The 15,315-nt window shown below is 72.5% G+C and carries 12 protein-coding genes and 1 pseudogene; 6 read left to right on the plus strand and 7 right to left on the minus strand.

All coding sequences use genetic code 11. The annotated features are described in order from the left end of the window. Positions 1-41: 41 nt before the first annotated feature. The 4 genes from ACH5AF_RS14415 to ACH5AF_RS14430 form a co-directional block, all read right to left on the minus strand. Entirely contained in the window at positions 42-2,018 is a 1,977-nt protein-coding gene (locus tag ACH5AF_RS14415; protein ID WP_398901977.1) for a TerD family protein, read from the minus strand. 196 nt (positions 2,019-2,214) lie between these two features. Next, positions 2,215-2,793: a TerD family protein gene (locus ACH5AF_RS14420; RefSeq protein ID WP_147990386.1), complete on the minus strand. Its 579-nt coding sequence runs from the start codon at positions 2,791-2,793 to the stop codon at positions 2,215-2,217. A 131-nt stretch (positions 2,794-2,924) separates the two neighbouring features. After that, a complete protein-coding gene (gene uvrB, locus ACH5AF_RS14425) occupies positions 2,925-5,045 on the minus strand; it encodes an excinuclease ABC subunit UvrB (protein WP_398901979.1) in 2,121 nt (706 codons plus the stop codon). 146 nt (positions 5,046-5,191) lie between these two features. Beyond that, positions 5,192-6,103 (minus strand): MHYT domain-containing protein, encoded by a 912-nt coding sequence (locus tag ACH5AF_RS14430; RefSeq protein WP_398901980.1) that lies wholly within the window; start codon positions 6,101-6,103, stop codon positions 5,192-5,194. 269 nt (positions 6,104-6,372) lie between these two features. Here ACH5AF_RS14430 and ACH5AF_RS14435 point away from each other — a divergent pair, with 269 nt between their 5' ends. The 3 genes from ACH5AF_RS14435 to ACH5AF_RS14445 all read left to right on the plus strand — a co-directional run bounded on the left by ACH5AF_RS14435 (position 6,373) and on the right by ACH5AF_RS14445 (position 9,331). After that, a complete protein-coding gene (locus ACH5AF_RS14435; protein WP_398901981.1) occupies positions 6,373-7,251 on the plus strand; it encodes a glycerophosphodiester phosphodiesterase in 879 nt (292 codons plus the stop codon). Positions 7,252-7,309: 58 nt separating this feature from the next. Beyond that, positions 7,310-7,855: a methylated-DNA--[protein]-cysteine S-methyltransferase gene (locus ACH5AF_RS14440; RefSeq protein ID WP_398901982.1), complete on the plus strand. Its 546-nt coding sequence runs from the start codon at positions 7,310-7,312 to the stop codon at positions 7,853-7,855. Between the two features lie 201 nt (positions 7,856-8,056). After that, a complete protein-coding gene (locus tag ACH5AF_RS14445; protein WP_398901983.1) occupies positions 8,057-9,331 on the plus strand; it encodes an MFS transporter in 1,275 nt (424 codons plus the stop codon). Positions 9,332-10,210: 879 nt separating this feature from the next. Here ACH5AF_RS14445 and ACH5AF_RS14450 read toward each other — a convergent pair. Beyond that, positions 10,211-10,393, minus strand: a complete 183-nt coding sequence (locus ACH5AF_RS14450; RefSeq protein WP_398901984.1) for a hypothetical protein — start codon at positions 10,391-10,393, stop codon at positions 10,211-10,213. 874 nt (positions 10,394-11,267) lie between these two features. On the opposite strand from ACH5AF_RS14450, the gene ACH5AF_RS14455 reads away from it, so the two are divergent. Both ACH5AF_RS14455 and ACH5AF_RS14460 read left to right on the plus strand, forming a co-directional pair. Beyond that, on the plus strand, positions 11,268-12,179 hold the full coding sequence (locus tag ACH5AF_RS14455; protein ID WP_398901985.1) for a pseudouridine-5'-phosphate glycosidase: 912 nt from the start codon (positions 11,268-11,270) through the stop codon (positions 12,177-12,179). Further along, positions 12,176-13,083: pseudogene (locus ACH5AF_RS14460) on the plus strand (carbohydrate kinase family protein). Before ACH5AF_RS14455 ends, ACH5AF_RS14460 begins: the two are co-directional and overlap by 4 nt. Before the next feature lie 129 nt (positions 13,084-13,212). Here ACH5AF_RS14460 and ACH5AF_RS14465 read toward each other — a convergent pair. Both ACH5AF_RS14465 and ACH5AF_RS14470 read right to left on the minus strand, forming a co-directional pair. Then, positions 13,213-13,851 carry a uridine kinase gene (locus ACH5AF_RS14465; protein ID WP_398901986.1) on the minus strand — a complete coding sequence of 213 codons (639 nt, stop codon included), beginning with the start codon at positions 13,849-13,851 and terminating at the stop codon, positions 13,213-13,215. Between the two features lie 10 nt (positions 13,852-13,861). Next, the gene (locus tag ACH5AF_RS14470) at positions 13,862-14,425 is read right to left on the minus strand and encodes a hypothetical protein (protein ID WP_398901987.1); all 564 of its coding nucleotides are present in this window, start codon (positions 14,423-14,425) and stop codon (positions 13,862-13,864) included. Positions 14,426-14,846: 421 nt separating this feature from the next. On the opposite strand from ACH5AF_RS14470, the gene ACH5AF_RS14475 reads away from it, so the two are divergent. Then, entirely contained in the window at positions 14,847-15,305 is a 459-nt protein-coding gene (locus ACH5AF_RS14475; RefSeq protein WP_398901988.1) for a hypothetical protein, read from the plus strand. The last annotated feature ends 10 nt before the right edge of the window (positions 15,306-15,315 follow it).

Consider the following 15,315-nt stretch of genomic DNA (forward strand, 5'->3'; position numbering starts at 1 on the left):
GGAAAGGTAAAGGGAAAGGAAAGTCGCACCAAGTGGCCAGGTCAGCGGCCCCATGAGCGGCGGGCATCGGCCACCTGGTCCAGCACCTGACGCAGAACGGCGCTGTCGGGCGGCACGGTCAGCGGCTCGTACGTCCATGCATGCCGCACCCACGGGTCGGCGAGATGGTCGTCGGGCACGGGCGTGATCCGCAGGAGCGAGCGCCACAGGGGATCGAGCACCGGTCCGTAGGCGGAGGCGTCCTCGCGGTCGGCGACCATCAGCAGATGGACGCCGACCGCCGGGCCCTCATCGGCCAGATACCGCAGCTGGGTGACCGCGCGGTCGTCGAAGCCGTGCGGGAAGTCGTTGACGATCAGCAGATGCTCGCCCCGGTCGAGGTCCGGCGGGAGCGAGTCGGCCGCGCCGCCGCGCAGCGCCATCGTCACCAGGTCGACGCGCTGGGTCAGTTGGGCAAGCACGGAACTCACGCCCTGGGCGCCGGCCGCCGGGGGGTCGGCGAGCACGCCCGAGCCGACCAGCGGGGCCAGCGATCCGGACGCCGCCCCCGCGGGGTCGATCACGTGCACCGTGAACTCGCCGGGCGGATACACCGCGATGAGCCGGGCGGCGAGCGCGACCGCCGTGTCGGCGGCTTGTCGGCGCAGGACCCCCTCGTCCAGCGCCATGGCGGCGTCCGAGCCGGACCGTCCGCTGTCCACCCACAGCCCACGCTCCAGTGGGAGCCGTACGAGCAGCGGAAGGCGCAGCTCGGGGCTCTCGGGCAGGTGGATGTCCCCGATGCGCAGCGCCATGGGGATCTCCATCGGGACGCGGTAGGCGTGCCAGGCCGGATTGTCCCAGCGCGCGAAGGCCGGCGGAAGCGCGGGCTCCACGACTTCCGCCTCAGCGGTGAGCTGGGCCAGGTCGCGGTCGAGGACCTGCCGGGCCTGGTCGGTCAGCTCCTCGTACTTGGCGCGCGCGGCTGCCCTGGCGGCGTCGCCGCCGCTGCCGATACGGCTGCGCGGGTCGGACAGGACCCGGTCGAGCTCCTTGTCCATGCGGGACTCGGCGAACTCGACGGCGCTGCGGTACGCGGCGACGGTCCGGGCCAGATCCTCGAACATACCCCAGATCTGGTTGTAGAGGCGCTCCTCCATGGACCAGCCGGTGGCGTCGCCCGCGACGGGCGCGGAGGGGCGGCCGGGTTCACCGGGTGGTGCGGCCGGGGGCGGTGTCGGAGGCGCCGACTGCCGCCGGGGGTGGGAGTAGTTGACGGGGCCGCCGGGCACCTGCGGTGCGTCGGGGCCGGGGGTCTGCTGCGGCCCCGACGAGGCCGCCGCGGCCTGGGCCGCGGGCACGGAGAGGCCGTCGGGGCGCGAACGGCCGCCGGACGTGGTCGTGTCCGGGGTGGCGGGCTGGTCGGGGCCGGGCGCGGTGGGAGCGGCCGACCCCGCGTCGGCGCCCGTGCCCAGCCTCGCGGGCTCGGTGCGTGGGGCGGGAGCGGCGGTCGCGTGTATGTCCGCGGCGATCTGCCGTGCCCGGGCGAGGCCCTGGTCGGCCAGGAGGTCCGCGAGCCCGCCCTCGTACCCCTGGCCCACGGCGCGGATCTTCCAGGCGCCCTGACGCCGGTAGACCTCGACCGCCACGAGCGCGGTCTCGGTGTCCAGTCCGGTGACGGTGAAGCTGGCGATGTCGTCGCCGTCTTCGCCGACGACGGCGACGAACGGCGCCGCGGTGGCGCCGAACCGGTCGGGGCCGCCGGCCCCGGTGAGTGCGAGGAGCACATTGATCTGCTGGGCCGCCTCGGGCACGGCGTCGAGGTGGAGCGTGAACCGGGGCGTCCGCTCGGCCCGTTCCGGTACTTCTATCCCGGGCCGCGTGCGGGCGCCGGGATGGGCGATCCACTCCTCGCGTGCGACGCCGCGGTCGTCGACGTAGCTCGCGCAGGCCACGACCGGATGACCGGCCGACACCCGTACGTCCAGGCGGGTGTGCGGCAGCGGGTGGTTCTGCCCCCGGACCAGCTCGGCCGTCATCGCTCTGTCCCCTCAGTGCTGTGCGGTACTCGTGGTGTGTGCGTCGTGCACGGTTGCCGGTGCGCAGGCGGCCGGTGCACGGTTGCCGGTGTGCGGGTGGCCGGCGGTGCCGTGTGGTGCAAGCGGTGCAGCTCCCGGCGGCGATGCCTCCGGGAGCTGCGGGTCCGTCGATACGGTCCGTGCCTGCGGTGAACGCCTACAGGTGCGGCAGGATCGCCGGCATCAGGTCCTGGAACGTACGGCCGTTGGCCGGATTGCCCAAGGCGGTCATCTGCCAGCCGGCACCGGCGCGGTGCACCTTGGCCATGATCTGCGCCGTGTACTGGCCGCCGCCGTCGAGCGTGTAACGGGCGAGCTCCTGACCGTTGGTCTCGTCGACGATGCGGCAGAACGCGTTCTGCACTTCCTGGAACGTCTGGCCGGTGAAGGAGTTCACCGTGAAGACGATCTGGTCGATGTGCACCGGCACCCGCTGCAGGTCGACGAGGATCGCCTCGTCGTCCCCGCCGGAACCGGCGCCGCCGACCAGGTTGTCACCGGTGTGCTTGACGGAGCCGTCGTCGCTGACGAGGTGGCGGAAGAAGACCACGTCCACCGGCTGCTTGTCGGCGAACAGCACCGCCGACGCGTCGAGGTCGATCTCGCGGGTGCGCGAGCCGAACAGACCGCGGCGCGGCGCCGCCTGCCAGCCGAGCCCCATCCGCACAGCAGTGAGGGTGCCCCCGTCGCTCTTCTGCAGGCTGATGGCCTGGCCCTTGGTCATGTTGACCGTCACGCGCTGTCCCCTTCTTGAGAATTGCCACCGCCCAAATGTGCGGTTGACCTGCACCCTACGCAGTCATGACGGCGGAGCAGGACCGTCCGCCCGATTTTGTGTCGGTCTTGCAACACAGCGTCCCGGCTGCTTCACGCGAGACCCGCCTCCTTCATCTGGCGGAGCTCCTTCTTCAACTCGCTCACTTCGTCGCGCAGTCGTGCGGCCACCTCGAACTGCAGCTCTGCCGCGGCGGCCCGCATCCGCTCGGTCATCTCCTCGATGATTCCGGCCAGTTCGGCCGCGGGACGGTCGCTGAGCACCTCGCCCTTCCTGCCGCCCGACGTGCCGAGAGCCGGAACGGGGGCCTTGGCGGCCTTGCCCGCCTTCTCGGCCTTCGCCTGGCGGTAGCCGGAGCCCAGCAGTTGCTCGGTGTCGACCTCCTCGCGCGCGATGGTCGCGACGATGTCGTTGATCTTCTTGCGGAGCGGCTGCGGATCGATGCCCCTCTCCGTGTTGTACGCGATCTGCTTCTCGCGGCGGCGGTTGGTCTCCTCGATGGCCTTCTCCATCGCGGCTGTGATCTTGTCCGCGTACATATGGACCTGGCCGGAGACATTGCGCGCCGCGCGGCCGATGGTCTGGATCAGGGAGGTCCCGGAGCGCAGGAATCCCTCCTTGTCGGCGTCCAGGATCGCCACCAGCGAGACCTCGGGGAGGTCGAGGCCCTCGCGCAGGAGGTTGATGCCGACGAGGACGTCGTACTCGCCCGCGCGCAGTTCGCGCAGCAGCTCGACGCGGCGCAGGGTGTCGACGTCGCTGTGGAGGTAACGGACCTGGATGCCCAGCTCGAGGAAGTAGTCCGTGAGGTCCTCGGCCATCTTCTTGGTGAGCGTGGTGACGAGGACCCTCTCGTCCTTCTCCGTGCGCAGCCGGATCTCGTGCACCAGGTCGTCGATCTGGCCCTCGGTGGGCTTGACGACGACCTCCGGGTCGACGAGACCGGTGGGACGGATGATCTGCTCCACGAAGCCGTCGCCGCGCGAGAGCTCGTAGGCACCCGGAGTGGCGGACAGGTAGACGGTCTGGCCGATCCGCTCCTTGAACTCCTCCCACTTCAGCGGACGGTTGTCGAGTGCGGACGGCAGCCGGAAGCCGTGGTCCACCAGCGTGCGCTTGCGGGAGGCGTCGCCCTCGTACATCGCGCCGATCTGCGGGACCGTCACATGCGATTCGTCGATGACGAGCAGGAAGTCCTCGGGGAAGTAGTCGAGGAGGGTGTTCGGCGGGGAGCCGGGCTCACGGTCGTCGAAGTGCATCGAGTAGTTCTCGATGCCCGAGCAGGAGCCGATCTGGCGCATCATCTCGATGTCGTACGTCGTACGCATGCGCAGCCGCTGGGACTCCAGCAGCTTGCCCTGCCTGTCGAGCTCCGCGAGGCGTTGCTCCAGCTCGGCCTCGATCCCGTTGACCGCCTTCTCCATGCGCTCGGGGCCGGCCACGTAGTGACTGGCGGGGAAGACGTACAGCGACTGGTCCTCGGTGAGGATCTCGCCGGTGAGGGGGTGGAGGGTGGACAGGGCCTCGATCTCGTCGCCGAACATCTCGATGCGGACCGCGAGCTCCTCGTAGACCGGGAAGATCTCGATGGTGTCACCGCGCACCCGGAAGGTGCCGCGCTGGAAGGCCACGTCGTTGCGCGTGTACTGGATGTCGACGAAGCGGCGCAGCAGCAGGTCCCGGTCGATCTCGTCGCCGACATTGAGCTGGACCATGCGGTCCACGTACTCCTGCGGCGTGCCGAGGCCGTAGATGCAGGAAACGGAGGCGACGACCACCACATCACGGCGGGTGAGCAGTGAGTTCGTCGCCGAGTGGCGCAGGCGCTCGACCTCCTCGTTGATCGAGGAGTCCTTCTCGATGTAGGTGTCCGACTGCGGGACGTACGCCTCGGGCTGGTAGTAGTCGTAGTACGAGACGAAGTACTCCACCGCGTTGTTCGGCAGGAGCTCGCGGAATTCGTTCGCCAGCTGGGCGGCCAGAGTCTTGTTCGGCGCCATCACCAGGGTGGGGCGCTGGAGCTTCTCGATCATCCAGGCGGTGGTCGCCGACTTGCCGGTGCCCGTCGCGCCGAGCAGGACGATGTCCTTCTCGCCCGCGCGGATACGCCGCTCCAGGTCGGCGATGGCCGTCGGCTGGTCGCCGCTGGGCTGGTAGGGGCTGACGACCTCGAAAGGCGCCACCGTACGTTCGATCTTGGAAACGGGCCGCATGGAATCCACCGTACGACCCACCACTGACAGCCGGGCCTGAACGGCCGGGACTCCGGTCCCCCGCCAGGCCCCGATCGCCGACAGGACCCGTGCCTACCAGCAGCTTTCCCGCCGTGCTGCGTAGGCCACGCCCCCTGGAAAGGTGCTCAGCGGCCGTCGGCACGCCCCGTGAGACGCCGGCGGCGGTAACGGTCACGAGCCCGGCCACGAGCCAGGTCGCGGTCGGCGGCCCAGGCGGCGGGGCGACGGCTCGACACCGTCCCGCGGCCGGCCGGCACTCCCGCGCGCCGGCCCCCGTCGCGGGCGCTCCACCCCCGTTCCGGTTCGCCCAGCACGAGCAGCGGGTCGAACATCACCACGACGGCGGCGAGCAGCAGGAAGACGGCGGGACCGACGAGGACGGGCGCGAGGAGGCCGGCCGGGGACTCGCCCGCGGCCGTCAGGTCGATCACCGGGTGCAGATGGACACTCACGGCCGCCATCCCGACGTAGTGCATGCCGCTCACGGCGATGCCCATCGTGAGGCCGGCACCGAGACTGGCCAGGAAGCCGTGCACGGACACCGCCGCCCACAGCGCGGCGGTCGCCGCGACGACGGCGATCACCACGGAGAGCGCCACGGTGAGGGTGTCGTATTCGAGGGTGCCCCGCAGGCGCATTCCGGCCATGCCCAGATAGTGCATGGAGGCGATGCCGAGCCCTGTGAGCGTTCCGCCGGTGACCAGCACCATCACGGACGTGCCGCGGTGGCCGACGATGAATATCCCGATGCCGACCATGACGACGGCCACGGCCAGGCTCGCGTACGTCGTCGGCCTGTGGTAGCTGATGGGTGCCTCTTCGACGGTGAACCCCATCATCGCGATGAAGTGCATCGTCCAGATCCCGGAGCCGATGGCCGTGGCGCCGAGCGCGAGCCAGCCGGCCTTGAAGCGGCCGTGGTGGCGCACGGACCGCGTGGTGCAGCGCAGGCCCAGGGCGCCGCCCAGGCAGGCCATGAGATAGGCCGCCACCGGGGTGACGAGGCCGTAGCCGAAACCGTCCACCGTGCCCTGCATCCCCTGGCCCTTCAACGCGTGATCCCCTGTGCCCGCGCCCTCTGTTCCCCTGTGACCACCGCGATCGAGAGGGAACGTCCGGTTGTGGGCGAGAGTACGGCCAGGGGAACGGGATGCAAACGCCGGGGCAGCGATTTGTCGACACACGCGAGGAGTGTGGTCTCCGGAGGGCGGATCCGTTCACGTTGTGGCCATACTTCGCCTGTCCCACGTTGACCGACGACTGTCACTCTCGGCCCGTCCGTGACCCGACGACGTGAGGAAGTCCTGTGCACGCACGCCCCGTCGCAGCCCTGGCCGCCACCGCACTGGGAATCGCCGCGTTCCTGGCTCCCGGCTCGGCATCCGCCACGCCCGAAACCGCCGCGCAGCACGACGAACCGCTCGTGATCGCCCACCGCGGTGCCTCCGCCTACGCCCCCGAGAACACCCTCGCGGCGGTCGATCTCGCGGACAGCATGGGCTTCGTGTGGGTCGAGAACGACGTCCAGCGCACCAAGGACGGCGAACTGGTCGTCGTGCACGACGATTCACTCGCCCGGACCACCGACGTGGAGCGGATCTTCCCCGACCGCGCGCCGTGGAAGGTGAAGGACTTCACCGCCGCCGAGATCGCCCGCCTCGACGCGGGTAGTTGGCGCGGCGCCACGTGGGCGGGCGCGCGGGTGCCCACGCTGAAGCAGTACCTGAACCGCGTCGACACCAACAACCAGAAGCTCCTCCTGGAGATCAAGAAGCCCGAGCTGTACCCGGGCATCGAGCTGGACACGCTCCGGGTGCTGGGCGAGGAGGGCTGGCTGGACCGCCGGCATGTGGCGGGCAGGCTCGTCATCCAGAGCTTCGGCGCGGACAGCGTGAGGGCCGTGCACCAGCAGCGGCCTGACGTCACCACCGGCTTCCTCGGTACGCCGGCCGTCGCCGATCTGCCGGCGTACGCGGCGTTCACCGACCAGATCAACCCCACGCACACCTCCCTCACCGCCGAGTACGTCGCGGCCGTCCACGCGCTCAACGGCGCACACGGCAAGCCTCTGCGGGTCAACACCTGGACGGTGAACGACGCGGCGGGTGCCGCGCGCGTGGACGCCTTCGGGGTGGACGGGATCATCACCAACAACCCCGACGTCGTACGGGACGCTGTCGACTGAGGGCCGCTGCGGTGGCGGTCCGGCGTCGATGTCGGTGCCCGGCCGTACGGTGGTCCGTATGAAGACCACCGGCAGGAACACCTTCGAGTGGAGCGTCGTCGCCACGGACATCGGGCCGCTGCTGCTCGCGGCGACCGGCGACGGTCTCGTGAGCGTGGTGTTCCATGCCCTGCCCGCGGTGCGGGATCGGGCGCTGAAGCAGTTGGCGGACCGGCTCGGGGCCGGACCGGTCGAGACGGCGACCGGTCGGCTCGCCGAGCCGATACGCCAGCTGCGGGCGTACTTCGAGGGTCGCCTGCGGGAGTTCGACCTGCCGCTGGACTGGTCGCTGTCGGCGGGTTTCAACCGCCAGGTGCTGCGCGAGCTGCTGGCCGCCGCGCCGTACGGGGCGGTCGTCGGCTACGGAGACCTCGCGGCGCGAGCCGGCCGGCCGGCTGCTGCCCAGGCGGTCGGGGCGGCGATGGGCTCCAATCCGCTGCCGGTCGTGGTGCCGTGCCACCGGGTGGTGGAGACGGACGGAGGTCTCGGCGGCTTCGGCGGGGGCCTGGAAACGAAGCGCAGGCTGCTCGCGCTGGAGGGCGTGCTGCCGGAGCCGCTGTTCTGACACGGTCTCTGACACGGTCCGCAGCCGGCACGCCCGCACGATCGCTCGGGGTCGTCGTCCGCACCGGGCACCGAGGCGCGGTCGCCCAGCCGGCACGGCCGCGCGGTCGCTCGGGATGGACGTCCGCACGAGGCACTCCGGCGCGGGCGCCCTTGGCATACGCGGTTTCGTCCGGGCGTGGCCGCTGGCAGACTGCGCCAAGTGACCATCAGCCCTGACGCTCCTGACATATCCAAGGCCGCTGTCATCGGGGCCGCCGAGCTCCCGGCGCTGCGGCGCCGCATCAACGCCGTGCTGATCGCGAGCCAGATCCTGGGCGGCCTGGGCCTCGCCACCGGTATCGCGCTGGCCGCGGTACTGGCGCAGCAGGTCAGCGGCACAGAGGCCTTTTCCGGGCTCGCGCCGACCGCGACCGTGGCCGGGACCGCACTGCTCTCGGTGCCGCTGGCCGCCCTGATGACCGCCCGAGGACGGCGGCCGGGTCTGGTCCTCGCGTATCTCATCGGGGCACTGGGTGCGGGCGTGGTCGTGGTGGCCGCCGTCGTCGACAACTTCCCGCTCCTGCTGCTCGGCATGGCGGGCTTCGGCGCGGCCTCGTCGGCGAATCTCCAGGCCCGGTTCGCCGCGGCCGACCTGGCCGAACCGGAGCGGCGCGGGCGGGCGATCTCCACGGTGGTGTGGGCGACGACGATCGGGGCGGTGCTCGGCCCGAACATCGCCTCACCCGCCGGACGCAGTGTGTCCGGCATCGGCATTCCGGCGGCCGCTGGTCCGTTCCTCTGGGCGGCGGGCGTCTTCCTGGTCTCGGCGGTGCTCGTGCTGGTCCTGCTGCGGCCCGACCCGCTGCTGGCAGCCCGCGCGCTGTCCCCGGGCGACCGCTCCCCCGAGGGCCGTTCGCTGCGTGCGGGGGTACGGGCGGTACGCGACTCCCCGATGGCACAGCTGGCGCTCGTGACGGTCGCCGTGTCACACACCGCGATGGTGTCGATCATGTCGATGACCCCGGTCGCGCTGAGCCACCACGGTGCCGGGATCCAGCTGATCGGCCTGGTGATCAGCGGCCATATCGCGGGCATGTACGCGTTCTCGCCGGTGATGGGCTGGCTGGCCGACCGTATCGGCCGGCTGGCCGTGATCGGCCTGGCGGCGGGCCTGCTCAGCACAGCGGCGCTGCTGGCCGGTACGGCGGGCCCGAGCCACGGCCGGACGGCGGCCGGCCTGTTCCTGCTGGGCCTCGGCTGGTCGGCGGGCCTGGTGGCCGGATCCACGCTCCTGACGGACTCTGTGCCCCAGCCCGCCCGGGCGGCGGTCCAGGGCCTGTCGGACCTGACGATGAACACAGCGGCCGGCCTGGGCGGGGCGGCGGCGGGCCTGGTGGTGGCCCAGGCGGGCTACGGCTGGCTGAACGCGATCGGCGCGGTGCTGCTGCTCCCGATGGCCGCGCTGGCGGTGTGGCGCGCGCGGACGCGGGCATGAGCCGGGCCGGTGCCAGGCGACCGGGCCGGTGCCAGGAAGTGCGCCGGCGCGGACGCGGGCCGGCCTGCACGACCTGGCCGGTGCCAGGAAGTGAGTCACCGGCGCCGACGCGGGCTGCCCTCCTGAGACAGGGAGAGGCATTCGACGTTCTCCCCGCAGCGCCCGCGCCGACCATGCGCCCATGTCGCCTTCCACGAGAGACCTGCGGCCCTGTGTCGAGCCGGTCGCGTAGAAGCGGTTGTCGTCGCGGGCGAACGTCACGCCCCAGTAGTTGACGTCCGGAGCAGTTGACGTCCGGAGCGTGGTGGCGGCGTCCGTAGATCGTCAGCGGGATCTGCTCCATGTTCTTGACCAGAAAGCCCGTGCGCAGGTCGACGATCGACGTGCGCGTGGAGAAGGACGAAGAGGCGTACGAGTCGCCGACGGCGAAGTTCTTCCACGCCGGCATCCGCCCAGAGGCCGATACCAGGGCCCGGTGGGGGATGCCGGGCACCGCGATCCTGCGTACCTCGCGCACGCGCCGGTCGAAGACGACGGCTACGTGTCCGGCGGCACCCCGGGCCGTCGCTGCAGGCACAGGCCGGTGCCGCCCGCCGGGTGGAACCGTTCGCACGCCGGGCCGCCGCCGACCGTGCGCGCGGGAGGCGGAGCCGTCCACGGGGCGGTGGGCGACGCGGCCGCCGTTCCCGTCACCAGCGGATGCCGTGCTGCGGAAGTAGAGCCGGGGGCGCTGGAGGGTGAACGAGGTCTCGGCCGTCGCCGGTTCGGGGTGGCGCTCCGCCACGCGAACGGTGTAGCCGACGGCCACACCCGCAAGGGCGAGGGCCGCGAGTGCGAGCACCCCGGCGCGGGCCCGGACGGTGAGCCGGGACAGGTTCATCACGCGCTCCGTTCGGTAAGCGGCGCATCCATGGATGCCGGCAGTACGGCCCACGCAACCGACAGCGCCGCGCCCATCGCGCCGGCTGCCAGGACCAGTGCGGTCCCCGGTCCCCAGATCGTCCACGCCGCCCCGAATCCGGCCGCCGCGAACAGCCGTGCGACGGCCTGACCGGTCCGCATCAGCGCCAGCCCTGCGGGTGGCCGGGAGCAGGGGGCCGGCCATGGCCATGAGCACTCCGTCCGTCGCCGCGTGGAAGACGCCGAGCAGGATCAGGACGGGAACCAGCAGCAGGGCCTCGCCGGCCTGCGCGAGCAGCAGCAGGTACGCGGCGGGCAGCGCGCCGTGCCCGCTCAGGAAGGGCAGCCGGCGTCCGACCCGGTCCGCGACGCGGCCCGCGGGCACGGCGAGCAGCAGGTAGACGGCACCTGCGCCGAGCGGCAGCAGGGGGAACCAGTTGCCGCCGATGTCCAGCCCTGCGCTGGAGCAGCAGGTGCACGAATGCGTCTCCGGTGGTCGCAGCCGCCCAGCAGGGCGGCGGCGACCGGGATGCTGCGGAAGACGGGGTTGCGCAGGGGCTGGACGACCGATGCGCGCAGAGTGGTCCGGTCGGGCGGGGCTGTGGCGGGGCTCGGGGTGCCTCGGGGCCGTCCTGTCGGGGACGAGCACGACGAGCAGCACCACCCGGGCAGCCGGTGCAGAAGCTGCCGACGAAGACGGCATGGTAGGCGTCGGCCGTCGCCCACAGCAGGGCGAACGCGGCGAGCGGTCCGAGCAGTGCGCCGGTCGTGTCCATCGCGCGGTGGACGCCGACGGCCCGGCCGAGTGCGTCGGGCGGGCCGCTGAGGGTGATCAGCGCGTCCCGGGGCTCCGTGCGGATGCCCTTGCCGATGCGGTCGGCGGCCAGTGCCGCGGCGATGCCGCCCGTCGCGCCGCCGGCGATCAGCCGTCCGAGGCGGGAGAAGGCGGAGAGCGCGTAGCCGGCCCACCCCCGCCGGGCCGCGCACGGCTGTCTGGCGACGTTTGGGCGACCCGCCGCCGTGCCAGGGATGGGACATGCTGAAGACCGCGATAACGGTGTCCGAAGAAGTACGGGAGGCGCTCGACGCCGACGCGCCCGTCGTCGCCCTGGAGTCGACGATCATCGCGCACGGGTTGCCCCGCCCCCGCAATCTGGCCGTGGCCGAGGAGCTGGAGGAGCTGGTACGGGCCGAGGGAGCCGTGCCTGCCACGATCGCCGTGCTCGACGGGCGGGCGCACATCGGCCTGGGCAAGGCCGAGTTGGAGCGTGTCGCCGCCGACCCGGGCATGCGCAAGCTGGGCCATCGCGACCTGGCTCCTGCCCTCGCGACCGGCGCGAGCGGGGCGACCACCGTGTCCGCCACGGCGTTCCTCGCCGACAGAGCGGGCATCGCCGTCTTCGCGACCGGCGGGCTCGGCGGTGTGCACCGCGGGTGGACGCAGACGCAGGACGAGTCGGCCGATCTGCGGCTGCTCGCGCAGGTCGGCCTCACCGTGGTCTGCGCGGGCGTCAAATCGATCTTGGACGTGCCGGCCACGCTGCAGCGCTTGGAGACGCTCGGTGTGGGGGTCGTCGGCTACGGGACCGACCGCTTTCCCGGCTTCTATCTGACGTCGTCGGGCGAACCGGTCGACTGGACCGTCCGCACCCCCCAGGAGGTCGCGGCGGTCATGCACGCCAAGGACCTGCTGGCCGAGCCGTACTCGGCCCTGATCGTGGCGAACCCGGTCCCGCCCGAGGACCAGCTCGACCCCGAGCTGCACGACCGGGTGCTCGCGCGGGCGCTCCACGAGGCGCAGGAGCAGGGAGTCACCGGGCAGGCCGTCACTCCGTTCCTGCTGGAACGGCTGATGCGCTACTCGGAAGGTGCGTCACTGGAGGCCAACCTGGCGGCGGTGCGGGGCAACGTACGTCTGGCGGCGCGCATCGCGGCGGCCTACGCGTGACGGGCGGCGGCAGGCGGACCCACTCGCCCGGGCTGCTCGTCGTCGGCGACGTCGTCACCGACGTCGTGGCACGTCACCGCACACCGCTCGCGCGGGGCACGGACACGGCCGCCCGCATCCGCATCCTGCCGGGCGGCGCCGGGGCCAATGCCGCCTGCTGGGCGGCCCGTTGGGGCTGCGCCGACGTACGGCTCCTCGCCCGCGCGGGCAAGGAGGACATGGCGTGGCACGCCGAGCGGCTGACGACCGCGGGAGTGCGTGCGCACCTGGTGCCCGACGCGCAGGCCCCGACCGCCACCGTCGTGGCCCTGGTCGACGAGGGAGCCGAGCGCACCTTCCTCACCGACAGCGGGGCGGTGCTCCGGCTGAGCCCCGGCGACTGGTCACCGGCCCTGCTGGACGGGGTCGGCCATCTGCACCTCTCGGGCTATCTCCTGTTCTCCCCTGCGAGCGGGGAGGCCGCCGGGCTGGCGATGCGGTCGGCACGGGAGAGGGGCATTCCGGTGAGCGTGGACCCGGCCTCGGCCGGCTTCATCGCCGGACTGGGCGTCGAGCGCATGCTCTCGGCCCTCCACGGCGCGGACATCCTGTTCCCCAACGCGGATGAGGCACGTCTGCTCACCGGACTGCCCGACGCCGCCGACGCCGCCGCGAAGCTCAGCCTCGTCGTGCCCCTCACGGTGGTGCGCTGGGCGAAAAGGGCGCGCTGCTCGCCGAGTCCGGCAGGGTCACGGCACGCGTCCCGGCGGAACCGGCCGAGGCGGTGGATACGACGGGCGCGGGCGACGCGTTCACGGGCGCGTTCCTCGCCGCCCGCCTGGCGGGCGCGGACGCCCGCACGGCCGCGACGGAGGGCTGCCGGGCCGGGGCCAGGGCGGTGACGCTGGTCGGCGGCCGACCGTGAAACACACGGGGGCTCGGTCGTGGGCGGGCGGTCTGTCACGGCGGTCCGCCCCAGGCGGGCGGCGCCTGTCACGGCAGGCGGTCCGTCCCCAGGCCGGGCGGCGCGAACCCGAGGGGCACGCGCGGCCTGTCACGGCGGTCCGCCCCAGGCGGGGTGGCGGGGATCGTCGGCGTGTACGAGCACGTCGGCCGATTCCCCGGGCCGGACCTCCTCCTCGTAGCGCGCGTACGCCGGCAGCGTCCAGCGCTCCTGCCTGTCGGTGCGGCGCTCCAGCGCGCCCGGGGAGAGCCGAAGATGCACGGTCAGATCGAACGGGAACCAGTGGCCCAGCAGAAACGGCCCGTGCAGCAACAGCACCCCGCCCGGCGGGAGTTCGACACGCGGAGAACGCGTCGCGCGATCCGTCGCCGGATCCCACAGATCCGGCAGCACCCGCCCGGAACCACCCGGTTCCAGGGGCCCGAAGACCTCCCGCCACAAGGCACCCGTGTCGAACCAGGAGCCGTAATACGAGTCGGGGTCCTCCCGCCCGTACTCGTAGCGCAGCGAGGCGGGCCGCAGAAACCCGCCCGTGCCGACCACGAGAACGCTGCGCCCGCGCAGCCGCAGTGCGTCGCCGATGCGCTGCGCGGGCTCGCCGGGGCGTGCGGCGGGCGCTCCGTCGATGCCGATGCGCAGCCAGGGGCTGCCGTCCTCGGCGATGGTCCGCAGCGCCCGCTCGGCCACGCCCTCGGCCAGCCGCTCCCAGGTGATCGCCTCGAGTCGCACGGCCCCATCATCACCCGACCCCGTCATCACCGGCCGGGTCATCACCCGGCCGGTCGGGGGCCGTCGCCGGTCCGGGGCCGTCGCCGGCACAGAAGCGGAAGGGCACCGCGAATCGCGCGCCGAGCGCACGACCGGCCTCGGCGGCCCGGCCGTACAGATCGCCGCTGTCATCGCCCCGGTCACCGCCGCCGTCGCGGAAGGAGCCGATGCGCACCCGGCCTGCCGGCTCCGGCAGGACCGCGTACAGATCGGCGATCCAGCCCTGGGTGTCCCCGTCCCACTCGGCCTCGAAGGCGAAGGGCACGCCGGGCAGGTCCGCCGCCCTGGCCAGGAGCGTGGGCACGTCGTCCGGCGGCGGCAGCGGCTCCAGCCGGTCGGCGAGGTCCTCGCCGCGTGCCGCGACCACGGCCTGGCAGGCGTACAGACCGGGCGGCCGGCTGCCCGCCTCCCGGAACGCCTCACGCAGCGCGAGCACCGCATGCAGCCTCCGGCGCCCGACGACTTCCGCGTCGACGCGTTCCCGCGCCGCCGGTGACAACTGCGCCCACAGTCGGGCGGCCTCCTCGTTCCCCATGGACACGACCCTGCCATGAGCGGCAGGCGGTTCGCACCGGGCCCGCACATCAAGATATGGACGCGGCCGAGACGTTCGCCCACGTCCGCGGCGACCGGTACCCGGGTGATCCGCTGCTGCGTACCGGTCGGGGCGGCAGTCGCGCGCTCCGAGTCGGGCGCGGTCGTCTCGGCCGGCTGCGCGGCGACGTCGTCGTTGACGTCGTGCGCGACATTCGGCGTGGCCGCCACCGGCGAGTGATCCGGCTCCGGGGCCTGACGCAGAGGCGCGCCGCACGGCCGGTGACGGCCACTTCTTCGCGACGGACGAACCTCGCTCTTGACGCCGTTCTCCACTGCGATGATCTGATGGGTTCCGCCACAGGGTGAAGCCGGCGGCCACCGGCCGCCCACACGATTCACCGCAGCTCAGGAGCGCGCACATGGGGACAGCCGTCATCGCGGTCATCGGCACTCTGCTCGGATCGGTGGCCACCCACCTGTTCCAGCGCCAGACTGCCGAACGCAGCGCCGCCCTCACCCGCGCCGAGCAACTGCGCCAGGAGCGGATCTCGGCGTACAGCGCCTTCGCGGGCGCGCTCGTCGACTACCGGCGCGGGCAGAACGACCGCTGGCACCGGGCGCTGGAGGCTCCGGGCAGCGCCGCGGCCGAGGAGGCCCGCATCGACTCGTACCGGCTGCGCTCCAGCGCGCATCAGGCGCTGATCCGCGTGCAGTTGGTCTGCGACGACCCGCAGGCGCTGGAACTGGCCGCGGCCGCCTTCGAGGTCACCAACTGCATGCACGAGGCGCCGGACGAGTCGGACCGCGCGCAGCGCTCCGAGCAGGCACGCGAGACGCTGTCGGAGTTCATCGGCGCCGCGGCGCCCGGCGTGCGTTAGGGGCAGTGCA

Source organism: Streptomyces sp. NPDC018833 (genome assembly GCF_044390825.1).
Taxonomy (GTDB): domain Bacteria; phylum Actinomycetota; class Actinomycetes; order Streptomycetales; family Streptomycetaceae; genus Streptomyces.